This is a genomic window from Marinobacterium halophilum (genome assembly GCF_003014615.1).
GTDB lineage: Bacteria > Pseudomonadota > Gammaproteobacteria > Pseudomonadales > Balneatricaceae > Marinobacterium > Marinobacterium halophilum.
In genome coordinates, this window is sequence record NZ_PYGI01000029.1 from 15,459 (window position 1) to 41,914 (window position 26,456).

Genomic DNA, 26,456 nt, shown 5'->3' on the forward strand with positions numbered 1-26,456 from the left:
ATGGCAGAGTTCCTGATCGCCTTTGTCGTATCCTTATTGCTGATCGGTGGCCTGGTGCTGGCGCTGGCCTTCGGGCGAGCACCGACCTGGCGCCCGGATCGGCGCAAGGTATTGGATATGATGCAGCGGCTGCAGGCTGGCGAGGCGCGCCGAGAAGAATGGGAGATGTTTGTCGGCCTGCCGCTATTGCACGACCCGGAACTGGAAGCGATCCGTCGTCGCTGTGTCGAAATCCATGAAGGGGATGAAACCCATCCGCCGGCCGCCGACGGCTTGGCACCCTATTTGTATGACCGGGCTGCGCGTCAGCGTCTGGTTGCGGTCCAGGCAGATCTGGAGCAGCTGATTCGTGACGAGCCGTTTTTTCGTAGCTTCTGATCAATGATACTGATGATGCTCGATCAATCGGCGCAGGCGGAAGCAACGGCGCCAGCAGCGCGGGATATCACCGACCAGTGCCGCTTGATGCAGCTCGGCAACCACCGCTTCCAGTTCCGGTAACTGATACAGCCCTGCCAGTCCCAGCAACTGATGTGCATGCGAGCGCACAATCTCCAGCTGGCCCGCTTCTACCGCCGGACAGAGTGCATTCAGTTGCTGCTCCAGTTCCCGGTGCAGTGCCTCTGGGTCAATATGACTCAGCAGTGCTCCCTCTTCATGGCCGGTTTTGGCCGCTTCCCTACGGCACAGCTGATCGAGCAAGGAAAACAGGTCCGGTAACTTGACCGGTTTCAGCATGATGGCATTGGCTCCGGCCTGCATCAGAGCCTTGTGTTCATGCGGCATCACATTGGCCGTCAATGCAATAATGGGAGTTGCCGTGTTCAACTGGCGAATGGCACGGGTGGCCTCAATGCCATCCATGTGCGGCATGTGTACATCCATCAGCACCAGATCAGGCAATGTATTGCGGAACTGTTCCACGGCCAGTGCGCCCGTGGTTGCCGTGATCACCTCGGCACCGGCCTGAGTCAGCACCTTGTAGATCAACAGCCGGTTGAAATCGTTATCTTCTGCCAGCAGAACCTTGAGCGGACAACCCAAGGTGAATCCAGGTACGTATGCGCCATCGTGTGAAGAGGGTGAGGGGGCGGGTACCGAATCAGCCAGCGGCAAGGTCAGGGTCAGGCATACATGCGTGCCAATGCCTGCCTGGCTTTCCAGTTCCAGGGTGCCACCCATCATTTGGGTCAAACGATGAGCGATGACCAGCCCCAGCCCTGAGCCACCGTAGCGTCGGCTGATGGTGTTGTCGGCCTGGGCAAACGCCTGAAACAGGTGGTGTTGTCGTTCCGCCGAAATACCGATGCCGGTATCGCTGACACTCAAAATCAACTTGCAGTGGCGTCCGGCACGGATGGCGCGGGCACAGAGACGGACATCGCCGACGGCGGTAAACTTGATGGCATTGCTGAGCAGGTTGGTCAGCACCTGGGACAGACGTGTTGGGTCGCCCACCAGTGCATCCGGCAACTCGGGTGACAGTTCCTCGATCAGCGTCAGGCCCTTGTGCTGCGCCATGGGGGCCTGCATCGCCAGCAGGTTGAGTAGACATTGGCGGGGGTTGAAGACCAGCTGTTCCAGCTCGATCGCATCCGATTGCAGACGGGAAAAGTCGAGAATATCGTCGATAATCGTCAGTAGTAACGTGGAAGTCTGGTCAATGATCTGACAGTACTGTTGCTGCTCCGGCGTGAGTTGGGTTCGTTGCAACAGTTCGGAAAACCCCAATACCGAGGTTAGTGGGGTTCTGAGTTCATGGCTCATGCGGGCCAGAAACTCGTCCTTGGCATGGTTGGCTTCATCCGCCTGGCGACGTGCCTGTATGAGTTCCTCGTTCTGCCGTTCCAGATGCCGCAAGGTGGTGGTCAACTGGCGGGTAGCTTTGCTGATCTGATCGGACTGCTCGCGACTGGAGGCCTGAATGCGGGCAGCCATGCGGTTGATGCCTCGGGCCAGCAATCCAAGCTCGCCAGAAGCTTGAGTCGTGGCCGCACGTGTATCAAGTTGGCCGGCTTCGAGACGTTCAATGACTGCGCCCAGGGCCTGTATTGGTCGAGTAATCCGGAGGCCGAAGCGGCTGGCGACAACGGTGGTTACCAATAGGCCGACCAGAATCAGCAGCAGACTGCTGAGCAGCATCTCACGGCGGGTACTGGCATTGTTGTCAGGCGACAGCACGACGGCCACCCAGCCGGTCTGGTTGGGCTGGATGACATCAAAGGCCAGCTCGGGATTGTTTTCCAACAACAGAGCGCTGGTCGAGATGGGGTCCATGAACAGCCAGAACGGGCCTGCCTGCTGGTGTCTGGGACTGGTGGGACTCAGCTCGACGTCAAATTGCCCTGATCGATGCAACAGGTTGAAATTGGCATCATAGAACAGGATGTCGCGCACTTCCGGATGATTTTGCCGCGTTTTCTGGCTGAGTATGCGTAGCTGGTAACGGTTGCCACTGATGACGCCAAATTCGGCGGCAGAGGCCAACAGTTCAACCAATAGATGGCCGCGTTCAAGCAGCTTTTCGGTATTGTCGGCCAGCCGACTGTACGTGAAGTATGTCCCCAGAATACCGGCCAGCGTGAGCATTGGGATCAGTGATAGCAGCAGCACACGGCTACGAATACTGAGGCGACTACCGATCCCGGGCATTAATAGCCGGCCTCGATCTGCAACAACTGTTGTTCCAGAGCTTCGGGTGAAGGCAATACCAGTTTCAGTGTACGGGCCGCGACGGGGTTGATGCTGACGTCGTAATAGGCAGGGTAACTTGGTGGTGGCAGCGGCTCGTTGGCATACAGCCGGTTCAGCCATTCGCCGGTCTGCAGGCCGATCTGGGTAGCCGACGAGTGTACTGAAGCGGTCGCCCCGGCATTGGTATAACTGGCGGAGAACCCGACGACCGGCACTTGGTGGCGCAGGGACAGGTAGAGTAGCCATTTGGAAATGGCCCGGTTGAATACCGAGCTGTCCGGAATTACCAGGAAAATATCACTATTGGCGATGACGGGGGTCAGTAGCTCTACGGGGTTATCCAGTGCCGATAGGTAGGCCAGCTGCAGGTCAAACCCTTGGCCAAGACTGCCGGCTTCCAGCTCGGTGTGCAGTGAACGGCTATTGTTGCCCAATGCTGAGCCCAGTGTTTTCGCTTCCGGCTTGATCAGCCGTGCCAGCTGGATCTGCCGGCGCAGTGGCTGGTCGATAAAGATGGCACTGATATTGGCATGGCGCTGTTCGGGCAGCAGTTGTTCCTGCATGCGCTGAAATGCGGTGGAGGGCAAAAAGCTGCAGAGCAGCCGTGTATCCGGGTGGTAACGGCTGAGCATCTGTTCACAGGCACGGCTGCCGACAGCAAGTATAATGGGGGTCCGGCTGTCGGCGACGGTCAGCGTGTCGAGGGTAGCGACACGCGGCGGCTTTTGGGCTGTTGTCTGGATCGCGTCCTGAACCTGATTATAACTGGGACTGAAATCGCTCAGTACCAAAAGCGCGTTGTCGGCTCGGACGGCGATGGGTAATAGGCAAAGCAATATGCCTGCCACCAGTCGAGTGGACAAGTATCGGGTGACTCTGTTTATCGATTGCATCCCTGAAATCATCCAAACTCCGTGTTAATGATACCTGAGCATCAGCTGCAGCCAGATCCGTCGGTCAAACAGGTTGTGCTCATAAAATTCCTGGTACGTTGGGCCAAACGCATTTTGTACTGTCACGGCCGCTTCCAGTTCGCTGCCGGTTCCCAGTGCCCAGCGCTGCGCGGCACGCAGGTCGGTACGCTGGTAACTGTCGCGATCATCGCCCTCAAACCAGTCGACGCTGTCCATATAGTAGTGCATCAGGCTGAGGTTCAGATCAGGCGTTGGCTTCCAATTGAGCATGAGTGAGGCGGTGTGCTCAGGGGTCGTCGAGTCTTCAAACATGACAGCCGCGCCTTGCAGATCCTTATTATGAACCCAAGGGTCAGTGCGGGTATTGGTATAGGTATAGTTCAGCAGTGCGAAAGCGTTATCACCGATACGACGTTTCAGCTGTAACTCGGCTCCCCGATTCTCCCAGCCGAAGCCATTGCGGTTGATGCTGACCCGGGAGGGGCTATTGGGTTCATCGGCTTCTACATAATAGTTGCTTATCATGGACGTCAGACGTTCCTGGAACACTCTCAGATCAACATATCCCTGATTGTGTTTGAAGGACTGATAGTAACCCAGTTCATGGGTCTTGATGCGCTCCGTGCCAAGGCTGGGGTTCGCGGCTTTATCGTAGTCGTACACGAACACTTCACCATCTGGCGACAGTGCAGCGGGCGCATAAATATTGTTGTTCGCAAAACGTTCAAGCAGGGATGGCAGGCGCTCGCTGATGGAGTATCCGAGGCGCACACTGCTCTGAGTGTTCAGGGTGTGAATAAGGGCGTGTCGATAGGACAGAGTATCCGTCTGTTCAGAGCTGTTCTCAAACATGAAACCACTGTTCAAACTCCATGACGGCGCGAACGCCCAATTCAGGTTACTGAACAGACGCCAGCGTTCCTCGGTAACTTTGCCGCTCTGCAAGAGCATATCGCTTTCCGCAGACTCATAGCGATATCCCAAGCCGCCAACCACATTGAATGAGCCCAGCCGGTCAGTCAGTTGCAGTTCGGTATCGTAGGTGTGAGTTATCCCGTGTTCAGCGTCGTCTCTGGGTCTGTTCAGGGCCATGAATTCATTGACGAGTGATGGGGGAAGCGGTGACCCCAGGGCCTCTTCGAGAAACGCATCTACGGTGGCAAAGTCGGTGAGCGACGTCCCCAGATTCAGATAATTATGATAGGCCGTCAGTTGCAGGGTGCCGCTATCCGAGTACAGGTTCTGGTAGCGCAGATATTGATAATTGGACTGGTGATCGCGGCGTGAAAAGGTTTCGTCAATTTGGTCTGACTGCCCCACGTAGGTATAGCCCCGATCAACCCCGGCCTGCAGCCATAGTGTGTCGGTCAGGGTTGGCGTGTAACTGCCACTGAGGCGCAGATAGTTGCGACTCAGACGGTCACCGTACAGATCGGTGCCGTCGTTCTGTTCATGTCCACCGGAAAGGCGATAACTCCACAAGCCCAGGTTATCGGCATGACCAAAATGCAGGTCACGGGTATCCAGGCTGCCACCGCTGGCGCTGACATAACCACCCTGTGCGGCGGCCGGCTCTCGCGTGATGATGTTGATCGACCCCATGAAAGCATTTGAACCTTGGGTCGGAACGTTGGAGCCGCGTACGACTTCGATCTGTTCAATCTCATCCAGATTCAGCCCCAGCGAGGTCCAATCGACCGTTGCCAGCAGGGGTAGATAAACTGAACGGCCGTCGATCATGACTTCCAGCCGGCGTGGGAAATTGTCACTGGCCCCGTGGTAGGTAGTGGCAAATTTGTTGGCACTGACATGCATGGTTTGAAAACCGGGAACCAGACGCATCAGGTCCGGGATATTACGAGCGCCGGAGGCGCGGATCATCTCGCGGTTAATGATACTGATAGAGGCAGGTGCTTCGGTCAGGCGCTGCGACAGCCGTGTTGCCGAAGTGATTTCGGGAATATCGGTCAGAAAATCCTGCTCGCTCAGGTAAGCACTTTCATCACCATAGGCCAATGAACCGCCCAGGTTCAGTGCGTAGAATGGAGCTAACCATAACAGGTCTCGGTAATGAGGCATCGTGTCTCCGGACAGTGTCCTTATTTTATTTTTAACCCTATATACACTACGACCAGCGCCAAAATGACTGCTTCGATAATGAAGCCGTTGTGTTCCAGTATCCAATCCAGCATGCACGTATTCTACCTGTCAGCGGGGCTTAAACCAGAGCATTTGTTGAGCAGCCCCGGCTGTCTCCGGTACTATTTGATCTTCATCAGTCGTCGAGTCTGCCATGCAATACCCTGAAACCAAGTTGCCTCACGTTGGCACCACGATCTTCACGCAGATGTCCGCACTGGCGCAAGCCCATCAGGCGATTAACCTGTCGCAGGGCTTTCCCGATTTTGATGGCCCTGAGGCGCTGTTGGCTCGGGTCGATCATTATATCCGCCAGGGGGCCAACCAGTATGCACCGATGACCGGTATGCCGACATTGTGCGCGGCCATCGCCGCCAAGGTGGAACGCTGTTACGGGCGTTCGCTGGATGCGGCGGCCGAGGTGACGGTCACCTCCGGTGCCACCGAAGCATTGTTTGCGGCGATTTCAGCGGTGGTACGGCCGGGTGACGAAGTCATCGTCTTTGATCCGGCCTACGACAGCTATGACCCGGCGATCAGCCTTAATGGCGGCTGTGCCGTGCACCTGCAGCTGCAGCCTCCCGGTTTTGCGATCAACTGGGATACGGTGGCGCAGGCGATCACGCCGAAAACACGAATGATCATCCTCAATACACCGCATAACCCGACCGGTCAGACGCTGAGCGCAGCAGACATGCAGGCATTACAGGCGCTGGTCGCCGGCACTGATATTCTGCTGCTGGCCGACGAGGTGTATGAACATATCGTCTTTGATGGTGCCGAACACCAGAGCATCAACCGCTACCCGGCACTGGCAGAGCGCAGCTTCGTGGTGTCGTCGTTCGGCAAGACCTACCACACCACCGGCTGGAAGATCGGTTATTGCGTGGCACCGGCACCCTTGAGTGCCGAGCTGCGCAAGGTGCATCAGTATCTGACCTTCAGTACGAGTACGCCGCTGCAGCTGGCGCTGGCCGATTATCTGACCACCGATCCTGCACATGACCAGGCGCTGCCAGCGTTCTATCAGGCCAAGCGCGACCGCTTTAATGCGCGTATGGCTCAGAGCCGGTTCAGCTTCACCCCGGCGGCAGGTACCTATTTTCAGGTGATGGATTACAGTGCGATCAGTGATCTTCCGGACACCGAGTTCGTCCTCTGGTTGATTGAGCACGCCGGTGTGGCTGCGATCCCGTTGTCGGTGTTCTGCCAGCAGCCCCCGGAAATGAAACTGATACGCTTTTGTTTTGCCAAACATGAAACCACCCTTGATCAAGCCGCGGAACAACTATGCAAAATCTGAGAATCAGTCTGGTCCAGACGCATCTGGACTGGCAGCAGCCGGACGCCAACCGTGAACGGTTGACCGCGTTACTGGCACCATTGGAAGGTCAGACCGATCTGATAGTGTTGCCCGAGATGTTTACTACCGGTTTCACCATGTCCCCCAATGAAGTGGCCGAACCCATGCAGGGGCCGACGCTGGCGTGGATGCAGGCACAAGCCCGTCTTCTGGGCGCGGCTATCTGCGGCAGTGTAGTGATCGAGGATGCAGGGTATCGTAACCGCCTGCTGTTCGTGACTCCGGAAGGCGAGGTGGAGTATTACGACAAGCATCACCTGTTCCGCATGGCCAACGAACATGAATATTATGCCGCCGGTACCCGCCGCAGCATTATTGAATACAAGGGTTGGCGCATCCTGCCGCAGGTTTGCTACGACCTGCGCTTTCCGGTCTGGTGCCGCAACCGCGATGACTATGATGTCTTGCTCTGTGTCGCCAACTGGCCTTCGCCACGGCGCATGCCCTGGCGTACCCTGTTGCTGGCGCGGGCGATCGAGAATCAGTGCTACGTGGTCGGGGTCAATCGTGTCGGTGAAGATGGCAAGGGCCTGGAATACAGTGGCGACAGTTTGCTGGTCGACTTCAAGGGACAGGCGTTGCTGGATGGCCCCGCACGTGAGCCGTTCATCAAAACCGGCCTGCTCAATGGTGAAGACCTGAAACAGTTTCGCCACAACTTCCCGGTCTGGCAGGACGCGGATGCGTTTACCCTGTCGGACATGGACGAGACACAGCCATGATCGATACCGCTGCCCAACAGATCATTGATGCTGGCCGCTGGATTGATGCTCAGGGCTGGTGTCCGGCCACCGGTGGCAACTTCTCGGTGCGCCTGGGAGCGGAGAATGCGCTGATCACGGCGTCCGGCTGCCATAAGGGTTACCTGAGTGCGGAACAGCTGCTCCAGGTGGATCTGGCCGGGCAGCCACAGGCCAGTCTGCTCAAACCATCTGCCGAAACCCTGCTGCACACCTGTCTGTACCAACTGAGTGATCAGGTGGGAGCCGTGTTGCACACGCACTCGGTGGCCTCGACCGTATTGTCGCGGCTGGAAACGCATGAATGGCTCGATATCAGTGGCTACGAGATGCAAAAGTCACTCAGTGGCAATCACACCCATGACGCCAGCATCCGTATCGCCATTCTCGACAATGCTCAGGACATGCAGGCACTGGCCGATGAGCTGAGCCAGCGCTGGCAACATGAGCCATTGGCCTGGGGTTTTCTGGTGCGCGGTCACGGCCTCTATACCTGGGGCCACGACATGAGCGAGGCGCGCCGTCATCTGGAAGGGCTGGAGTTCCTCTTCGCCTGCGAACTGGAGATGCGACGATTGGGAGCCAATGTATGAGTGTGTTCACAGGCATCAATGCAATTCTCACCGATATCGAAGGTACCACGACCGATATCGATTTTGTCCACAAGACGCTGTTTCCCTACGCCCGCGAGCGAATGGTGGATTTTGTCCACCACCACCCGAACGAACCGGCCGTGGCCGAAGCGGCACAGGCACTGGGCGTGGCAGCAGATGACCTGGATGCCATCGCCAACGGTTTGATCGGCTGGATTGATCAGGACAAAAAGGAAACCTCACTCAAGGCGCTGCAGGGGCTGATCTGGGTGCAGGGCTACACGCAGGGCGATTTTACCGGCCATCTCTACCCGGATGCTCATGCAGGCCTCCAGCGCTGGCATGCGGCGGGCAAGCAGCTGCACATTTTTTCCTCCGGCTCGGTAAAGGCGCAGAAACTGCTGTACGGCTACAGCGATTTTGGTGACCTGAACCCCTTGTTCAGCGGCTATTTTGACACCACTACCGGTGCCAAACGTGAACCGGTTGCCTACACGCGGATCACGGCTGCGATCGGCCTGCCAGCGGCTGAAATCCTGTTCCTGTCCGATGTGGTTGAAGAGCTGGACGCAGCCGCAGAGGCGGGCATGCAGACCTGCCTGCTGGTGCGGGGCGAACGGCCAGCAGGGGCCGAGCGTCATACGGCTGTGGATAACTTTGACCTGATTGAACTTGATTGAGGACGGGACACAATGAGCGCGATCCAGATTCTGGCTGAGCAAGATGCCCAACTGATTGGCAGCAGCACCGATTTTAATGACATCCAGCAGATCCTGAACGGCATCGGCGTACGCTTTGAGCGTTGGGAAGCGGACCGCGAAATCACGCCCGGGATGGCAAATGAGACGATTCTTGAAGCCTATGGCCAGGAGATCGAACGGCTGAAAAACGAGGAAGGTTACGTCACTGTTGATGTGATCAGCCTGCAGCCGGACCATCCCGACCGTGTCGCTCTGCGTGAGAAGTTCCTCAGTGAACACACGCACGCGGAAGATGAAGTTCGTTTCTTTGTCGACGGCGAAGGCATGTTCTACCTGCATGTGGAGGGCAAGGTCTATCAGGTGCATTGCTGCAAGAACGACCTGATCTCGGTACCTGCCAACACCACACACTGGTTCGATATGGGCCCGGCACCGCGCTTCACCGCGATTCGTCTGTTCAACAACCCGGAAGGTTGGGTCGCGAATTACACGGGCAGCGACATAGCCGACCGCCACCCGCGCTTTGAACCGGCGGTTTAACCGCCGGCTCTGACCTGCTCAATGGCCGTGACGATTCCGTCGCGGTCATACACGCCTGTATCCAGCACCCAGCCTGTCACCAGTTCGGCGGGCGTCACGTCGAACGCCGGGTTGAATACATCCGATTCCATCGGACTCCAGCGTACTTCACCAAAGCTGCCGCTGACGCCTTTGATCTCTTCGGCACTGCGCTGTTCGATGGGGATCGCCTGGCCGTTAGGGCAGTGTGGGTCCACGGTGGTCCAGGGTGCCACGACGTAAAAAGGTATCGCGTGGAAGTGGGCGTTCACCGCCAGGTTGTAGGTGCCGACCTTGTTGGCGAAGTCACCGTTCGCCGCAATACGGTCGGAACCGACCAGAATGGCATCGACCAGGCCGTCACGCATCAAGATGGCGGCCATGCTGTCGCACTGGATCTGGTGCGGGATACCGAGACGGTTCATCTCCCAGGCCGTCAGACGGCCACCCTGCAGCAGCGGGCGAGTTTCATCGACCCAGACATGTCTCAGCTTGCCGCGACGGGAGGCTTCGGCAATCACGCCGATGGCAGTACCTGAGCCAGCAGTGGCCAGGCTGCCGGTATTGCAGTGAGTCAGCACCCGCGCGCCCTCGGGCAACAGCTCGGCACCGAACGCGGACATGCGCTGACACAGGGCCACATCTTCCTCGAACAGTGCTTCTGCACAGGCGACCAGCGCGGCAGGGCCCTGATCAATGACCGCCAGCATGCGGTCGAGGCAGTTCATCAGGTTGACCGCTGTAGGGCGGGCATCACGCAGAGTTGCGGCGGCATCACGCAACTGTGTTTCGCGCCAGCCCTGTTCGGCCAGATGTGCCAGCAGCAGGGCTGCGCCGATGCCGATCAGCGGCGCGCCACGGATCTGCAGCTTGCGGATCATCGCTACCATCGCCTCCACGGAATCGCAGTGCAGCCAGAGTTCACGGTCCGGAAGCTGGTGCTGGTCCAGCAGTTCAAGGCGGTTGTGGCGGTAGCGCAATGCGGTGGAAATCAGCTCTTTCATGGTCGGCCCGGCTCTCGTGAAAAGGGTCTGATGGGAAAGCGCAGAGCTTAGTGGTTATAGGTCGATGTGAAAAGCGTCTTAACAGGGGCGCTTACAGATGGCCGGTTTTTTGTCAGAATGAAGCTATCCTCATTCAAGAACAGAACAACAATGATTGAACATAAATTTGCCGACGATGCGGCGATCATCGCGTTTGTCCGCCGCCACACTCGCCTGTTTACCGATGACGCTGAACTGATAGTCAGCGAGATCGGGGATGGCAACATCAACTTCGTTTACCGCGTGGCCGAGCCGGGCGGTGCCAGTGTGATCGTCAAACAGGCGCTGCCCTATGTGCGCATTATTGGCGAGGCCTGGCCGCTGTCGCTGGACCGCAACCGCATCGAGGCCGAGGCGCTGGTGCTGGAAGCGGAGCATGCCGGTGAGTGGGTGCCGGAGGTCTATCACTATGAACAGCCGCTGGCCGCGATCATCATGGAAGACGTGGGTGACCATCAGAATTTGCGTCATGCGCTGATTGCCCGTCGTAACCTGCCGCAGCTGGCCGAACATCTGGGTCTGTTCATGGCGCGGACCCTGTTCTACAGCAGCGATATGCACCTGGATGCGCACCAGAAAAAGGATCTGGTGAAGCGATTCATCAATCCGGACCTGTGCAAAATCACCGAAGATCTGTTTTTCCTCGATCCCTTCTGCGATCACGAGCGCAATGCGATCAACCCGCCGCTGCGCCCGGCGGTTGAAGCCCTGTGGCGGGATGATCTGCTCAAGGTGGAAGTGGCCGAACTGAAGTATGCCTTCCTTAACCGTGCCGAGGCACTGCTGCACGGTGACCTGCATTCCGGTTCCATTTTTGTCACTGAAACCAGCACTCAGGTGATTGATCCCGAATTTGCCTACTTTGGCCCGATCGGGTTCGATATCGGCAGTCTGATCGGCAACCTGCTGCTCAACTGGTGCGGTCAGCATCAGTTGGCGGGTGAGGCGGGTGAGCGCGAAGCCTGGCGTGATTGGCTGTTGGTGCAGCTGGAGCAACTCTGGCATCACTTCAGTCGTGAGTTCAGCCGCCTGATGCGCGACGAGACGACCGACCTCAGCCTGCAGAACGAACACTGGCAGCAGCGCCGTTTGCTGCAGATCTGGCATGACAGTCTTGGCTTTGCCGGTACCGAAATGATCCGTCGCACCATCGGCCTGGCGCATGTGGCCGATCTGGAATCGATCGAAGACGCGACCCAGCGGGCCCAGGCGGAGGCCATGGCCCTGCATCTGGGCCGTGAACTGATCATGGACCGTACCCGCATCAACTCGATGGAAGCACTGGTGGATCTGATCTGCCAGCTTAATGACTGAACCCTTGGAGAGGGCGGTGCATGTGATGGACAGGAAACTGCTGCTCAACTGTGACATGGGCGAGAGCTTCGGCCTCTGGAACATGGGGCTGGATGAACAGGTCATGCCGCTGGTGGACATGGCGAACATCGCCTGTGGCTTCCACGCGTCTGATCCGGTGACCATGACCCGCACCGTACTGCTGGCCAAACATGCGGGGACTCGGATCGGTGCCCACCCGAGCTATCCTGATCTGGTCGGCTTTGGTCGGCGCAGCATGCAATGCCACCCGCAGGAAGTGGTGTCGATGATCCAGTACCAGCTTGGTGCGCTGGACGGCATCGCCCGTGCTCATGACGTGAAGGTCAGTTACATCAAGCCGCACGGGGCTCTGTATAACGACATGATGCAGGATCACGACATGCTCCGGGCGGTTCTGGAAGGCGTGACCCGCTATGACCGCAGCTTGCCGCTGATGCTGATGGCCACCGCCGATAACACCGTCGTTTCGAGCATTGCCGAAGAGTTCGGTGCGCTGCTGATGTTCGAGGCGTTTGCCGACCGTGCCTATGACGAACGCGGCTTTCTGGTGCCGCGTAGCGTGGTCGGCTCGGTCTACCATGACGAAGCACGCATTGTTGAGCAGTCATTACGGCTGGCGCGAGAGGGCGTGGTCGAGACGCTGGATGGCACCACGGTTGCGCTGGCAGCGGATACCCTGTGTGTCCACGGTGACAATGCGGAGTCGGTGCAGGCGGTGCAGCACATCCGCGCGGCACTGGATCAGCTCTACAGCGGCACCGACGCATGATTCACTGGAGCATCGACAACGCCGGTCCGGATGCGTTGCTGATCCGTTTTGGCCAGCAGATCGATACCGCATTAGTGCCGGTGATTCGGGCGGTCTCAGACCAGTTGGCACAGGCGCTGGGGCCAATAGTGCGTGATCTGGTGCCCTCATATACCACGTTGATGCTGGTGTATGACCCGGTGCAGATCGACTTTGCCCATTTGGTGCAGCGGATCAACAGTTTGCTGGCACACCTGGAAGTGACCTCGGCCGAGGTCGGGCATCTGGTCGAGATACCGGTGTACTACGGCATCGAGGTGGGCCCTGACCTGGAGCGGGTGGCGCAGCTGCACAACATCAGCATCGATGATGTCATCCGCTTGCACACGGCGCGGGATTATCATGTATTCGCCATCGGTTTCGCCCCCGGTTTTGCCTATATGGGCGAAGTCGATCCGGCGTTGCGAACCCCGCGTCTGGAGACCCCGCGTACTCAGGTACCCGTAGGGTCTGTTGCACTGGCGGACCAGCAGACCGCGGTTTACCCGGTGGTTTCGCCAGGGGGATGGAATATATTGGGGCGGACACCGGTCAAAATGTTTGATCCAGAACGGGCAGATTTGTGCCCGGTGGCGACCGGTGATCGGGTGCGTTTCGTGCCGATCTCGCGGGCGGCGTTTCTGGCAGCGGGGGGTATGCTCTGATGCGGGAACCGACGAGCGGATTACGCGTACTTAACCCCGGCATTCTGGCACTGGTACAAGATCTGGGCCGTTTCGGTTATCAACAGCTGGGGTTATCCACAGGCGGTGCGGCGGATGAACATGCCTACCTCTGGGCCAACCGTTTGCTGGGCAATGTACCGGGGGCCGCAGCGGTGGAGGTCTGTTACGGGGGACTTAAACTCGAAGCCGAGGTGGCGACGCGAGTGGCGGTCACTGGGGCAGATCTGCAGCTGACCCTCAACGGCCAGCCGGTGAGCCCGTGGCAAACCCTGAACCTGGTGCCGGGTGATCAACTGGCGTTCGGTTACCCGAAAACCGGTGTACGCGCTTATCTGGCGGTGCAGGGCGGGCTGCAGATCAAGCCGGTCTATGGTTCGGTGGCTACCGTGATGCGTGAACAGATCGGTGGGCTGGATGGCTGTGGCGGCAAGCTGAAAGTCGGAGACCTGCTGCCGTGTTTCGGGGCAGACCCAGCGCGGCATTTCAGGGTCACCACCGGTTACATCCCCGATTACACTCAGCCGCTCACGCTGAGGGTGATTGAAGGGCATCAATGTGCATTATTTCCGGCAGAGATGCTGGCGCGTTTTTACAGCGAGGCGTATGAGATCAGCCCGCAAAGCGACCGTATGGGTGTACGCCTGTCTGGCCCGGAACTGCACCCGCTGGCTGACGGTATTATCTCGGAAGGGATCAGTTTTGGGGCCATCCAGGTGCCCAAGGATGGCCAGCCGATCATCTTGCTAAAAGATCGTCAGACTATCGGTGGGTATCCCAAACTGGGCACGGTGTTTGCGCTGGACGCGTTCATGCTGGCGCAGCGGCAACCGCATACGGATATCCGCTTTGAGCCCATGCCGTTACATGAAGCGCAGCTGGAACTGCAGCGGTTTTATCGGTTTTTCGGCGTCTGATTCAGTGCCGGCACGGCTGTTGAATCAGGCGTCTGTTTCGGCCGCTTCAGTGTCATCGGCTTCAGGCAGCGGCAGCACCGTATCCACCAACAGCTTCAGGTTGTCGCGGTAGCTGTCCTTGAGGGCTTCGAAGGCATCCTGGAAACGGCTGTCCTGCTCGATCATGCCACCGAGCAACTCGCGTCCTGCCTGTGCCGGTGATTGCAGGAAGCCCAGCGACGGCGCACCCGCACTTTCGGCCAGGTCCTTCATCAACTGCCCCAGGCGCAATCCGGGCTTGTCCACCGGCTGATCCAGCCCGCCGACCTGCTCATAGGTACTGGCCTGCGCCCAGCTGCGGCTGTAACTCATGTCCAGCTGCATCGATTGCAGCTCGTTGGGGTCAAAGCTGATATCGGCACTCTGTTCAAACGCCTTCTGTACGTCGCCGTTGAAAAACTCGTCAGCCACACCCGCAATATCACGGATCATCTGCTGCAGAGCATCGAGTTCGCCTTCGTCCAGTTCACCCTTTACGCTGAACTGATACTGGCTGCTTTCGCTGCGGCTGACATCCATCCAGGCCGCCGAATTGCCCTGGTTATCGACTCCGGCACCGTAGCTGGCATCATAGCTCTGATTACGGCTGAAGCGGATGGAGACTTCATCGCCATCCTGCGTTTTCACCGTCAGCGACATGTCCTCGGCGTTGCGGTAACGCTCGGCTCCGCCGATGACCGCCTGCGCCGTTGCCTCGCGGCTACCGGGCGCAATTTCGGCCAGCGCGTCGAAAGTCAGTTTTTCAGTTTCATCCACCTGTGCCGCGATGCTGCCGTTGAGCACATTGAGGCTGTCCAGTACTTCGCGCGCTTCCTTAAACCCCTTCTCAACGCCTTTTACCGCCGCGTTGTACATCTCGTTCAGACGCTCATCGGACGCGCCCCGTGACCGCGCCGCATCCAGCCCCTTGGCCACAAAATCACTGATCCGCCCCGCCACCTTGTCGGGCGTGAAATTCTCGGCATCCAACCCCGACAACTTATCTGCGGTCATGCCCGGGATCTTGTCGGCCAGTTTGCCCAACAACACCTGGGTAGCATCTTGCGAACCAGCGGACCGGTTGTTTGATCCGTTGATGTCATTCTGAGGGCGGGGTGAATGGATCTGTGGGGTGGAAACCAGAACTTTCATGGCAATCTCGGCACTTGGGATTTGTCGGGTGTTGGAACTGTATCGGCGGACTGACCACCAGCTTGAGCTTTTGTTGACTATGGCGCAGATGAGAGACGGGGTAGCATGTAGGTTCTACAGTACAGGAGTCCAAGGAGGACGAGCGTTTATGCCTGATATTACGGATGAGATTGTCGTTTATAAGCCGGAGCAGGTGTGGCGTTACTGGCTAATTGAGTTAGTCAGTTACTGGGAAGGCAGCCTGAATGCTACTCGGCTTGCCCGCATCTGTAACATCGGTCGACAGCAGGCGACAGCTGACCTCAAGGGTTATAGGTTGCAGCGTCCTGATAACTTGTATTACAACTCATCGCTCAAAACCTACCTGCCGACACAAGACTTTCAATACCACTGGATCAGCGGCGATGTAGCCGAGTATCTGAGCTGGGTGAGTGGCAAACATGCCTCCGCGTTTGTGGATGTACATATTCCCTGCCAATGCCTGCAGCACCCGTCACGTAATGTCCCTGCTGAATTGATGCGCAAACTGGTGCGCAGTATTCGAGAACAGCGCCGTATCGAAGTGGACTATGTCTCTTTGACCAATCCCGATCACGATGGCCGTGTCATCGTACCCCACACCTTTGTGAATACAGGCCTGCGCTGGCACCTCAGAGCCTGGTGTGAAAAGGCACAGGCCTATCGTGATTTTGTGCTGAGTCGATTCAGGCCGGACGCTTCATTGTTGGACGTGTCGCCCAACGGGGCAGGTCATGACGAAGCCTGGAACACCGAGGTAACGCTAGTGCTGAAGCCAGATCCCCGTCTTGCGGAGAACAAACGGACGGTACTGGTCCATGACTACTCCATGCAGGATGGAGAGCTTAGGCTTAAGACCCGTGCCGCCTTGGCTCAGTATCTACTGCAGGAGATGCATATCAACCACAAAATACTGGATGGCAACCCGGACGCCCAGCAGTTGATATTGGCCAATCTTGACGATGTGCGGCGCTGGCTGTTTTGAACCTGTCGCGTTAGACGACAGGTAGTTTTGTACAGTGTTGAGGCCACGATGATGAAGGGATACAAAAGCGTAATACCCCTGATGCTCAAGCTCAGTATCAGCAACGTGTAAAGGCGAGTTAAAGGATAGGGACATGGACGACTTTTCACCTTCAGACCTCAAAACCATCTTGCACTCCAAGCGAGCCAACTTGTTCTACCTGGAATACTGCCGCGTCATGCAGAAAGATGGCCGCGTGCTTTATCTCACCGAAGCCAGTAAAGAAAACCTCTACTTCAATATCCCCATCGCCAATACCACGGTGTTGCTATTAGGTAATGGCACTTCCATTACCCAAGCCGCCATGCGCATGTTGGCACAGGCCGGTGTCCTGGTCGGCTTTTGTGGTGGCGGTGGCACCCCGCTCTATATGGCCTGCGAAGTGGAATGGCTCACCCCACAAAGCGAATATCGTCCTACCGAATATCTACACGGCTGGATGCAATTCTGGTTTGAGGATGAAAAACGACTCACCGCTGCCAAGCACTTTCAACAGGCTCGCATTCAATACCTGCAAAGCGTCTGGCAAAAAGACCGAGACCTCAAACTGGAAGGTTTTGACGTTAACGATAGCCCGATCCAAAAAGCGCTGACCACCTTTCATAGCCGCACAGATGTCGCTACAGCATCATCCGAGCTGCTGCTAACCGAAGCCCAGCTCACTAAGGTGCTGTACAAATACGCCGCCAACAATACCCAGTTGAGTAACTTTACCCGCCAGCACCAATCTCAGGACAAGGCCAACGACTTCTTAAACCACGGTAATTACCTTGCCTATGGCCTGGCCGCCAGCTGCTTATGGGTGCTTGGCATACCTCATGGGTTTGCGGTCATGCACGGAAAAACCCGTCGGGGCGCTTTGGTGTTTGATGTGGCTGATCTGATTAAAGATGCCATCGTACTGCCCTGGGCTTTTATTTGCGCGAAGGAAAACGCCACCGAGCAAGAGTTCCGCCAGCAGGTACTACAAGCCTTCACCGACCATAAGTCACTGGATTTTATGTTTGATACCGTCAAGGCCATCGCCCTGCAGGAATTCACACCAGAGGCGATAGAGGCGCAGCAACTATGATGGTCACCTTCGTCTCCCAGTGTGAGAAAAAAGCACTGCCCAGAACCCGTCGCGTGCTGGACGCCTTCGCCAACCGCATCGGTGACAACACCTGGCAAACCCTCATCACCGAAGATGGCTTGCTTACCGTCAAGAAAATGCTGCGCCAAACTGCCAGTAAAAGCACCGCTGTCAGTTGCCACTGGATACGCTCCCGATCCCGCAGCCAGTTGTTGTGGGTAGTGGGCAATAAACGAAAATTTAACAGTGAAGGAGTTGTGCCGGTAAACCGAACGGAACAGGATCTACCCAGTAGCGATGTGGCAGATAACTGGCGTTATTTACCCTTAATCAAAACCTTTACCGGGCTGGCAGCCCTGCTGCATGACTGGGGTAAAGCCACCAAACTGTTTCAGGATAAGTTGAACCCCCAGTCAAAAAATACGTTTAAAGGCGACCCGCTGCGCCATGAATGGATCTCCAGTTTACTGCTGATGTCGCTGATCCGTTCCGGTGACAACCCGACGCAGGATCAAAGCTGGCTGGCTCCTTTGATCGAAAAAGACTTGGATGAAACTCAGTTGCAGAGTGCTTTGTCTGTACAGGCAGAGCTTTCTCGGCCCTTTGCGGACTTGCCGGATGCGGCAAGTCTGGTGCTCTGGTTAGTGTTGTCACATCACCGGCTGCCAAAAGCACAAGACCGGGATAAAGCCAATTGTGCAGAACGAACGAATGAGACGCCGCAGAGTTTGCTGGCGCGGATCAGCGCACAGTGGGGCTATGAAAACCGTTTTGAAGATGATGAATTTCAGAAGCGCCTGCCGGACTGTTTTGTTTTTCCGCAGGGCTTACTCAGTGAATCATCTAAGTGGTGCACCGAGCTGAGTCATCGTGCCCGTCAACTGAGCGAGCAGTTACCATTATTTTCGGCGGCGGTTAAAGATGGCAGTTGGCGTACGATTGCCCACCATGCGCGTCTCTGTCTTATGCTGGGCGATCACTATTATTCCTCAAAAGAGAACGATAAAACCTGGGAGTCCTCCGTTGCTCTGTATGCCAATACGGGACTGGATCAGGATAATCAACGCCAACTGAAACAGAAGCTGGATGAGCATCTGGTAAACGTGGCTGCAGCCGCAGTTAGAGCCAGTGGTTACCTGCCGGATTTTGAAAATCAGCCTCCGGTGGCGCAGGACGTAACCGCGTTAGCCCCTAAAAAAGACCTGGCACCCGAGCTTAAAAAGCAGTTTGGCTGGCAAGATAAAGCGGTAACAGTACTCAAGGATTACCGAAAGGAAACCGATGATAAAGTCAGCGGTTATTTCATCGTCAATATGGCCAGTACCGGGCGGGGTAAAACCCTAGCCAACGCCAAAATTATGCAGGCGCTGTCACAAGATCAGCAAAGCCTGCGCTTTGTTCTGGCTCTGGGCCTTAGAACCCTGACCCTTCAGACCGGTGATGAATACCGTGACCGAATCGACCTGAAAGAGGATGAGCTGGCGGTGCTGATCGGCTCGAAAGCGATTCTGGAACTGCATCAGGGCGATCAGGTGCCACAGGAAAAAGAGGAACAGGAGCCCGACGCAGCAGAGCAGGGATCTGAGTCTGCAGAATCTCTTTTGGAGACAGATGAACAGATTGACTGGTGCCAAGGGGATGAGCACTGGCAAAACCTGTTGCCGGAAGAAGAGCTGACCACCGTGCTGACCGGTACCAAAGAGCGGGCGCTGCTGTACGCACCAGTCTTGGCCTGCACCATCGACCATATTATGGGCGCGACCGAAACCGTTCGGGGTGGCCGTTATATTCTGCCCAGTCTGCGCTTGATGTCGTCCGATCTGGTAATCGATGAGGTTGATGATTTTACCGGCGAAGATTTAGTCGCCATTGGCCGTTTGATCCACCTGGCAGGGATGCTGGGCCGCAAGGTAATGATCTCGTCAGCGACAATCCCGCCGGATCTGGCACTGGGCTATTTTACCGCTTATCAAAAAGGTTGGGCGCTGTTTGCCGCCAGCCGACAGCATAATAGTCAGGTGGCTGCAGGCTGGACGGATGAATTTAAAACCGAGCTGGTGACCATCAGTCAGGGAGAGAACGATGTTTCACATTATCAGGCCGGCCATGAAAACTTTGTTGCTAAGCGTATTAGTAAACTGAAACAGGAGCCGGTTAAACGGCGGGCTGAGATTTTAACCCTGCCGGAAAAAAACGATACCGACTCCGCCGATAACCTGTTTTTCAGTACTGTGCAGAAGGGGGTTCTGAACAAACATCAGCAGCACTTTACTCGGGATGATAAAACCGGCTGCCAAGTCTCTTTTGGTGTCGTGCGCTGCGCCAATATCAAACCCTGTATTGATCTTACTGAATACCTGTTGGCGGCAGATTGGCCGCAAGATACCGAGGTACGGGTGATGGCTTACCACAGCCAACAGGTACTGCTGCTGCGCCATGCCCAGGAGAAGCATCTGGACAAGGTGTTGAAACGCAAATATCCGGTGAATGACCCGAAAGACGGAGCTTTTTATCAGTCTGGTATCCGGCAACATCTGGACACCTGCGGCACAAAAAATCTGATCTTTATTCTGGTGGCGACCCCGGTTGAAGAAGTCGGGCGCGACCATGATTTTGACTGGGCGGTGGTAGAGCCCTCTTCCTACCGCTCAATTATTCAGCTGGCGGGCAGGGTGCGCCGACATAGGGGCGCACTGGATAATGAAAGCCCCAATATGGCACTGCTGCAATACAACCTGAAAGGCTATCGTAATCCGCAGGCGGATAGTGTTTTTAGCCGACCGGGTTATGAGCAGCGTAAAGGTAGTAAGAATGAAACATGGCAGCTATTTTCAAGAGACTTGCGTGATCTGGTTGATGTTAAATCAATAGAACAAAGAATTGATGCTGCTCCGCGTGTAGCCAAAGATTCCAGCTTTCAATTGGCAGCATTAGAGCATTTTGCTATTGGCCAAACATTAAGTTGTCATTATCTGAAAGGAAAGGCCGAACCTAGTTATCCGGCAAATAGCCCCAAAAACCTTTGGGGGTATACCGATGATTATTGGTGGATGACCGCTTTGCCGCAGCAGTTTAATCGCTTTCGTAACAGTGCCCCCGGCCTCAGCCTTTATCGGGTTCTTGATGACCGGAAGGGCGCTGTATTCAAAATTTATGACCGCCGAAATAGATGCTGGGTCCCCGTTGAAGATGAATTAGGAATACAGGTACAGCAACTGGACGCTCAGCACAGTAAGCGTTTATGGCTGGCGCGGGATTACGGGGGGCTGGTTGCAGAGCAGAGCAAAATCAGAAATGAAGATCCAGAGCGCACATCACAGCGACTTGGAGAGTTGAGTTTGAGTTTTTATCAGGACGGCAACCGCTATCGCTATAACGATCAGCTGGGATTGGTCAAAGTCGATTAAAGGATAAGGAACGTTAGGAGAACATAATGACAGATCCGGCAATAGAAGCCTTCTTTGCAGAGCGCAAAGAATCCTGGCTAAAGAAAAATCTCAACGCCAGCATGACAGAGGAAGAGGTCAGGGATAAAACACTGGAGTGTGAGGAGATTTTCGCACTGAAAAACTGGCTGCCCAATGCGGCAAAGCGGGCAGGGCAGATCTCGTTATCAACACATCCCGTGACCTTCAGTCACCCAAGTGCGCGCAAAAATAAAAACGGTTATGCCAGTTCTGTTATCGCTAAAGCGGATTTCAGAGCTGATGGTTTTTTGCGTACCGGTAATGTGCAAACAGAGCCGGATGCCTTGGGTAACGCTGCCGCTCTGGATGTGTATAAATTTCTGACTTTGATGATGCAGGACGGCAATACCCTACTGTACCACCTACAAAAAGACAGCGAGTTAGCAAAACAGCTATTAGATGTTGGAGATGATCCTGCCCTGTTGAAAGAGGGGTTTCTGGCGATGGTAGCAGCTAATGGTGAAGCCATTACCAGTTCAAAAATAAAGCAGGTTTATTTTCCGGTTGAGGAAGAGGCAGAAGGTTATCACCTGCTTTCATTGCTCAGTCATTCCGGCCACCTCTTCGAGATGCGTAAACGGCTGGACTGGTTGCGCTTTTCAGAAGAGACAAAAACCAAACGGGAGCTGAGAAAAAACAACCACTATTCAGAAACCGGCTACCAGGAAATCTACAACCTGACCACCATAGGATACGGCGGCACCAAGCCACAAAATATCAGTGTGTTGAATAATCAAAATGCCGGTAAAGCACATCTGCTGTTATCTATTCCCCCCGAGCTTGCACCCCGGCATACCCGTTTGCCGACACAGAATTTCTTTACTGATGTGCTATATGCCAAACCACTGCAGGACACCTTTCAGGCGTTCCATCGTTTAGTCAGCGCAGACCATAATAATGCCAATATCCGTAACGGATTGGATTACCGTGCCCAGGAATATCTTGATCATTTGATCCTGAAAATGTGGCAGGTACGTCAGGGCTTTGCCGAACAAACATATACCCGTCCTGAGGCACTGCCTGCCTATCAGAAGTTTTGGCTTTTGCCGGAGTATGAAGCCGAACGCCGGGAGAACGCACCTTGGCTTGATGACCTGATTCGGGAAGCTGCCCGCCACTTTAACGCCAGCTACAAAAAGGTTCTGGGAAGCTCAGCCTTTATGTTGGGGGATGACCTTATCCAGCGTGTTACCGGGGTAATTGAACAGAACAGGGAGGCGTTGTTATGAGTGTTCGTCGTTTGCTGGTACTGCCACATCTGAAAGTGCATAACGCCAATGCGCTTTCCAGCCCGTTTACCATCGGCTTTCCCGCGATGACCGCATGGCTGGGTTTTATCCATGCTCTGCAGCGTAAGTTAAATGCCAACGGTTACCCCGAGCTTAAGTTTGTCGGCACCGGAGTGATGAGTCACCAGTGTGACCTGCAAACCTATCAAGGGCCAGGAGATTTTGTGCATTCGATTATCGGCACGGCTAACCCACTGGATAAAGATGGTAATCGCTCAGCCTTTATCGAAGAAGCCCGCTGTCATCTGGATGTATCGCTGCTGATTGAATATCAGGCAGACGAGGCGACAGAAGATGCGGTTTTACTGCCTGATTTTCCTGATGTTGTTAGCCAGCATCTGATGCGAATGAGGGTTGCAGGTGGTGATCTGCAGGGCTTTAAAACACCGGTATTACCGGTGTTAGACGACAGCGATGAGCAGGGCCAGGCTAAGTTGATGCGCTCACTGATGCCGGGCTTTGCCCTGATTGAACGGCGTGAGTTGATGCAACAGGCGATGGAGGCCGGGCAGGATGCTTTGGATGCTCTGCTGGATTACCTGACCGTGCACCACACCTGCACACAGGATGGTGATGGCAACGTCAGCTGGAAAAGCCAACGTAAAACGAACGCCGACGGCAACCGGCCTGGTTGGATTGTGCCTATCGCTACCGGTTTTCAGGGCATTAGCGAGTTGGGAGAAGCTAAAAACCAGCGCGACCCGGAAACTCCGCACCGCTTTGCCGAGAGTGTTGTCACCCTGGGGGAGTTCAGAATGGCACACCGGATTAAACAGTTGGACGAAGTCTTGTGGCACTACCATACCGACCCGGACAAAAATCTTTATCTGTGTCAGCAGGTGCAAAACCAAACCACAGAAAATGATAACGATGGCTTCTACTAAGCCGGATTAAGGAAGAAACGGAGAAACAACATGGCTAAAGCAAAAGATACAGCATCGGTACTGGCCTTCGAGAAAAAACTGGTACCGTCGGATGGTTATTTTTATGGCACCACCTGGGCCAACAAAGCAGAGTCTACGCCGTTGGCGCTGCAGGAAAAGTCAGTACGTGGCACCATCTCTAACCGCCTGAAAGCAGCAGTGAAAAATGATCCGGCTAAACTGGATGCGGAAGTTGAAAAACCTAACCTGCAAACCGTTGATGCCTGCGCACTGGGTACCGAGCAGGATACCCTGAAACACTTTTTCACCCTGAAAATACTGGGTGGTGTTGAAACCCCGTCCGCCTGTAACAACGCAGCGTTTAAAGCCAGTTATCAGCAGGCGGCAAAGGCCTATATCGTAAATGAGGGCTTTAAAGAGCTGGCCCGTCGCTATGCGGTGAATATCGCTAACGCACGCTTTTTGTGGCGCAACCGTGTTGGTGTGGAGCAGATCGAGGTGCAGGTAAAGGTGTTGAATCAAGGCCAGCAAGCCAGCTGGAATTTTGATGCCACCCAGTACAGTACGCGCCACTTTGATTACGGCGATAGCCAGATCAACCAACTGAGCGAAAAAATCGCCCATGCCTTGGCAACGTCTGATGGCTGTTTGATGTTGGAGATCACCACCTATGCTCAGTTGGGTAAGGCTCAGGAAGTGTATCCATCGGAAGAACTGGTACTGGATAAAGGCAAAAGCAAAAAGAGCAAAGTGCTATATCAGGTACAGGGCCATGCCGCCATGCACTCGCAGAAAATCGGCAATGCCCTGCGTTCCATCGACACCTGGTACCCAGCCTTTGATGATGAGGCAACCACTGCCGGACCTATTGCCATTGAACCCTATGGTGCGGTAACCAATTTGGGCACCGCCTTTCGTACACCGAAAGAGAAACAGGATTTTTATACCCACTTTGATAAGTGGGCGCGGGGAGAGGCTTTGCCACGAGTAGAAGATGAGCACTATGTGATGGCTATCTTGGTTCGCGGCGGCGTCTTCGGCGAGAGTGACAAGTAGGAGTCCTCTATGAACTACTACCAAGATATTACTCTGCTACCGGATGCTGATATTGCGCTGGGCTTCCTGTGGCAGAAAATCTACCAGCAGGTGCATATCGCCCTGGTTGAACAAAAGGTGGATGCCCAGCACAGTGCCATCGCGGTCAGCTTTCCGGGCTATGGCAGCAAAGGCTTTCCGCTGGGCAATAAACTGCGCGTATTAGCTAAAGAGAAAACACAGCTGGAAAAATTAAATCTGGCTGGTTTTCTGACCCGGTTTGAAGATTACACCCATCTTAAATCGATCCAGCCAGTACCGGAGGATACCGTCCCGGTCGCCTTTGTTCGCCAGCAGGTAAAAGGCCAGGCCCGTATCGCAAAAGATATGCAGGCCAAAGCGCAGCTCTGGTCAGAGAAATCTGGCCAAAGTCTTGAAGAATGCCTGCAGCAACTGGAAAAGACGAAACCAAAAGGGGAGTCCAAGGCACCGTTTATCTGGATGCAAAGCCAGCAAACTAAAGCCAGCAATCCAGAGCACTCTGCCCGCTTCCCGTTGTTTATTCAAAAGGTAGTCGCAGAGCAAGCACATGATGGAATGTTTAACTGCTACGGCCTTAGCGTGGCCCGGGGCGAAGAGGTCGCTACAGTCCCTCATTTTTAACCTAAAAAATGGCTCTTTAAAAATATGTAATTAAAACAGGCAGTTACAACCTGGAGCGAAATAAAGGTATTTTTTGATATTTTTATTTAACTCCTTGTTGTAGCTGTTCTTTGTGGTACATTTTTATTGTTCACTGCCGCTCAGGCAGCTTAGAAATGAACGCGGTGATCTTGCCTTTAGGTACTAATGTTCACTGCCGCTCAGGCAGCTTAGAAATGCCCTTCCTTCTCTGTGAATTCTGCCTTTTTGTTCACTGCCGCTCAGGCAGCTTAGAAAGTATGCAACTTGAGCGTGACGAACCAGATGCAGTTCACTGCCGCTCAGGCAGCTTAGAAAATACCCGCCAGACTTCATCAAAAACATGGACAGTTCACTGCCGCTCAGGCAGCTTAGAAAAACCGGAGGTGGTGATACTGGCGGTGGTGACAGTTCACTGCCGCTCAGGCAGCTTAGAAAATGGCGACTATCGCATGATAATTGATTCTAAAGTTCACTGCCGCTCAGGCAGCTTAGAAAAGGCAAAACTGTTGAATCAGTTCCTGACGTTCGTTCACTGCCGCTCAGGCAGCTTAGAAAAGATTTTTGAGATTTAGTTGCAGACTGATAAAGTTCACTGCCGCTCAGGCAGCTTAGAAAAGATGGATCAACTTGATGCCGATGCTCAGCAAGTTCACTGCCGCTCAGGCAGCTTAGAAATGGCTCTGGTAAGAGTTATGGCGTGGTTGAAAGTTCACTGCCGCTCAGGCAGCTTAGAAATGACCAGTATCGTCGTCACACTCAGAAGGAGAGTTCACTGCCGCTCAGGCAGCTTAGAAAAGTCCCCCCCGTTTAGTAATACGGGGGGAAAGGTTCACTGCCGCTCAGGCAGCTTAGAAAAAGTGGTGCCCATGCCGTCGCCATATCCAAAAGTTCACTGCCGCTCAGGCAGCTTAGAAAGATATGCTTCCAGTTGCACATATCAACATCGTGTTCACTGCCGCTCAGGCAGCTTAGAAATGCCACTGCTCTGCAATGTGCATCACTGCAGCGTTCACTGCCGCTCAGGCAGCTTAGAAATTATCACGGTGCGATGGCTGGGTATCAACACAGTTCACTGCCGCTCAGGCAGCTTAGAAATGTAGAAACTGTGAGTAAAGCGATCAACGTGTGTTCACTGCCGCTCAGGCAGCTTAGAAAGATTGAACAACTTATCACTACTTTCGACCCTCGTTCACTGCCGCTCAGGCAGCTTAGAAACTGCAGCACCAGGGTCAAGGTTGTAGTGGCCTAATGATCCCGGACACCAACTTAAGGTGGTAAAGTCACCGCCGAAGAAGAGGTGTTCAATGGCAAAACAGCGTCGTTCGTTTTCAACCGAGTTCAAAATG

The 26,456-nt window shown here is 55.1% G+C and carries 22 protein-coding genes and 1 CRISPR repeat array; of the genes, 17 read left to right on the forward strand and 5 right to left on the reverse strand.

The genetic code is table 11. From position 1 onward, the window contains the following. Nucleotides 1–378 (forward strand): hypothetical protein, encoded by a 378-nt coding sequence (locus CLV44_RS16415; protein ID WP_106593207.1) that lies wholly within the window; start codon nucleotides 1–3, stop codon nucleotides 376–378. Here CLV44_RS16415 and CLV44_RS16420 read toward each other — a convergent pair whose 3' ends face one another. Genes CLV44_RS16420 through CLV44_RS16430 form a run of 3 tightly spaced genes read right to left on the reverse strand, consistent with a single transcriptional unit; the run spans nucleotide 379 to nucleotide 5,687 of the window. Next, nucleotides 379–2,652 carry an ATP-binding protein gene (locus tag CLV44_RS16420; RefSeq protein WP_170069374.1) on the reverse strand — a complete coding sequence of 758 codons (2,274 nt, stop codon included), beginning with the start codon at nucleotides 2,650–2,652 and terminating at the stop codon, nucleotides 379–381. After that, the gene (locus CLV44_RS16425) at nucleotides 2,652–3,557 is read right to left on the reverse strand and encodes an ABC transporter substrate-binding protein (RefSeq protein ID WP_170069375.1); all 906 of its coding nucleotides are present in this window, start codon (nucleotides 3,555–3,557) and stop codon (nucleotides 2,652–2,654) included. The genes CLV44_RS16420 and CLV44_RS16425 overlap by 1 nt, the downstream gene beginning before the upstream one ends. 54 nt (nucleotides 3,558–3,611) lie before the next feature. Then, nucleotides 3,612–5,687, reverse strand: coding sequence for a TonB-dependent receptor plug domain-containing protein (locus CLV44_RS16430; protein WP_106593210.1), 2,076 nt, complete (start codon nucleotides 5,685–5,687; stop codon nucleotides 3,612–3,614). A gap of 214 nt (nucleotides 5,688–5,901) precedes the next feature. On the opposite strand from CLV44_RS16430, the gene CLV44_RS16435 reads away from it, so the two are divergent. Genes CLV44_RS16435 through CLV44_RS16455 form a run of 5 tightly spaced genes read left to right on the forward strand, consistent with a single transcriptional unit; the run spans nucleotide 5,902 to nucleotide 9,684 of the window. After that, on the forward strand, nucleotides 5,902–7,050 hold the full coding sequence (locus tag CLV44_RS16435; protein ID WP_106593211.1) for a pyridoxal phosphate-dependent aminotransferase: 1,149 nt from the start codon (nucleotides 5,902–5,904) through the stop codon (nucleotides 7,048–7,050). Further along, nucleotides 7,038–7,832: an amidohydrolase gene (locus CLV44_RS16440; RefSeq protein WP_106593212.1), complete on the forward strand. Its 795-nt coding sequence runs from the start codon at nucleotides 7,038–7,040 to the stop codon at nucleotides 7,830–7,832. The genes CLV44_RS16435 and CLV44_RS16440 overlap by 13 nt, the downstream gene beginning before the upstream one ends. Then, the gene (locus CLV44_RS16445; protein ID WP_106593213.1) at nucleotides 7,829–8,443 is read left to right on the forward strand and encodes a methylthioribulose 1-phosphate dehydratase; all 615 of its coding nucleotides are present in this window, start codon (nucleotides 7,829–7,831) and stop codon (nucleotides 8,441–8,443) included. Before CLV44_RS16440 ends, CLV44_RS16445 begins: the two co-directional genes overlap by 4 nt. Continuing rightward, nucleotides 8,440–9,123, forward strand: a complete 684-nt coding sequence (mtnC, locus tag CLV44_RS16450) for an acireductone synthase (protein WP_106593214.1) — start codon at nucleotides 8,440–8,442, stop codon at nucleotides 9,121–9,123. Before CLV44_RS16445 ends, mtnC begins: the two co-directional genes overlap by 4 nt. Nucleotides 9,124–9,135: 12 nt before the next feature. After that, nucleotides 9,136–9,684 carry a 1,2-dihydroxy-3-keto-5-methylthiopentene dioxygenase gene (locus CLV44_RS16455; RefSeq protein WP_106593215.1) on the forward strand — a complete coding sequence of 183 codons (549 nt, stop codon included), beginning with the start codon at nucleotides 9,136–9,138 and terminating at the stop codon, nucleotides 9,682–9,684. On the opposite strand, the gene mtnA is transcribed toward CLV44_RS16455, so the two are convergent. After that, nucleotides 9,681–10,706 (reverse strand): S-methyl-5-thioribose-1-phosphate isomerase, encoded by a 1,026-nt coding sequence (gene mtnA / locus CLV44_RS16460; protein ID WP_106593216.1) that lies wholly within the window; start codon nucleotides 10,704–10,706, stop codon nucleotides 9,681–9,683. The genes CLV44_RS16455 and mtnA overlap by 4 nt on opposite strands. A gap of 150 nt (nucleotides 10,707–10,856) precedes the next feature. On the opposite strand from mtnA, the gene mtnK reads away from it, so the two are divergent. The 4 genes from mtnK to CLV44_RS16480 are packed head-to-tail and all read left to right on the forward strand — an operon-like array spanning nucleotide 10,857 to nucleotide 14,467. Further along, nucleotides 10,857–12,059, forward strand: a complete 1,203-nt coding sequence (mtnK, locus tag CLV44_RS16465) for an S-methyl-5-thioribose kinase (RefSeq protein ID WP_106593217.1) — start codon at nucleotides 10,857–10,859, stop codon at nucleotides 12,057–12,059. Between the two features lie 25 nt (nucleotides 12,060–12,084). Next, nucleotides 12,085–12,849 carry a 5-oxoprolinase subunit PxpA gene (locus tag CLV44_RS16470; RefSeq protein ID WP_106593229.1) on the forward strand — a complete coding sequence of 255 codons (765 nt, stop codon included), beginning with the start codon at nucleotides 12,085–12,087 and terminating at the stop codon, nucleotides 12,847–12,849. Continuing rightward, a complete protein-coding gene (pxpB, locus tag CLV44_RS16475; protein ID WP_106593218.1) occupies nucleotides 12,846–13,532 on the forward strand; it encodes a 5-oxoprolinase subunit PxpB in 687 nt (228 codons plus the stop codon). The genes CLV44_RS16470 and pxpB overlap by 4 nt, the downstream gene beginning before the upstream one ends. Continuing rightward, entirely contained in the window at nucleotides 13,532–14,467 is a 936-nt protein-coding gene (locus CLV44_RS16480; protein WP_106593219.1) for a 5-oxoprolinase subunit C family protein, read from the forward strand. Before pxpB ends, CLV44_RS16480 begins: the two co-directional genes overlap by 1 nt. A 24-nt stretch (nucleotides 14,468–14,491) precedes the next feature. Here CLV44_RS16480 and CLV44_RS16485 read toward each other — a convergent pair whose 3' ends face one another. Beyond that, entirely contained in the window at nucleotides 14,492–15,637 is a 1,146-nt protein-coding gene (locus CLV44_RS16485) for a DUF5610 domain-containing protein (protein ID WP_106593220.1), read from the reverse strand. A gap of 148 nt (nucleotides 15,638–15,785) precedes the next feature. Between CLV44_RS16485 and CLV44_RS16490 the strand changes: the two genes are divergently transcribed. From CLV44_RS16490 to cas6f, 7 genes are all read left to right on the forward strand, one after another. Then, nucleotides 15,786–16,640, forward strand: coding sequence for a WYL domain-containing protein (locus CLV44_RS16490; RefSeq protein ID WP_106593221.1), 855 nt, complete (start codon nucleotides 15,786–15,788; stop codon nucleotides 16,638–16,640). 133 nt (nucleotides 16,641–16,773) lie between these two features. Next, nucleotides 16,774–17,751, forward strand: a complete 978-nt coding sequence (cas1f, locus tag CLV44_RS16495; protein WP_106593222.1) for a type I-F CRISPR-associated endonuclease Cas1f — start codon at nucleotides 16,774–16,776, stop codon at nucleotides 17,749–17,751. Further along, the gene (gene cas3f, locus CLV44_RS16500; protein ID WP_106593223.1) at nucleotides 17,748–21,158 is read left to right on the forward strand and encodes a type I-F CRISPR-associated helicase Cas3f; all 3,411 of its coding nucleotides are present in this window, start codon (nucleotides 17,748–17,750) and stop codon (nucleotides 21,156–21,158) included. Before cas1f ends, cas3f begins: the two co-directional genes overlap by 4 nt. Nucleotides 21,159–21,184: 26 nt before the next feature. Further along, nucleotides 21,185–22,447, forward strand: coding sequence for a type I-F CRISPR-associated protein Csy1 (locus CLV44_RS16505; RefSeq protein ID WP_106593224.1), 1,263 nt, complete (start codon nucleotides 21,185–21,187; stop codon nucleotides 22,445–22,447). Then, entirely contained in the window at nucleotides 22,444–23,391 is a 948-nt protein-coding gene (gene csy2 / locus CLV44_RS16510; RefSeq protein WP_106593225.1) for a type I-F CRISPR-associated protein Csy2, read from the forward strand. Before CLV44_RS16505 ends, csy2 begins: the two co-directional genes overlap by 4 nt. A 30-nt stretch (nucleotides 23,392–23,421) precedes the next feature. After that, complete coding sequence (gene csy3 / locus CLV44_RS16515) at nucleotides 23,422–24,447, forward strand: type I-F CRISPR-associated protein Csy3 (protein WP_106593226.1); 1,026 nt, start codon at nucleotides 23,422–23,424, stop codon at nucleotides 24,445–24,447. 9 nt (nucleotides 24,448–24,456) lie between these two features. Then, nucleotides 24,457–25,089 (forward strand): type I-F CRISPR-associated endoribonuclease Cas6/Csy4, encoded by a 633-nt coding sequence (gene cas6f / locus CLV44_RS16520; protein WP_106593227.1) that lies wholly within the window; start codon nucleotides 24,457–24,459, stop codon nucleotides 25,087–25,089. A gap of 128 nt (nucleotides 25,090–25,217) precedes the next feature. Further along, nucleotides 25,218–26,325: a CRISPR direct-repeat array (repeat unit 28 nt; unit sequence GTTCACTGCCGCTCAGGCAGCTTAGAAA). Nucleotides 26,326–26,456: the final 131 nt, after the last annotated feature.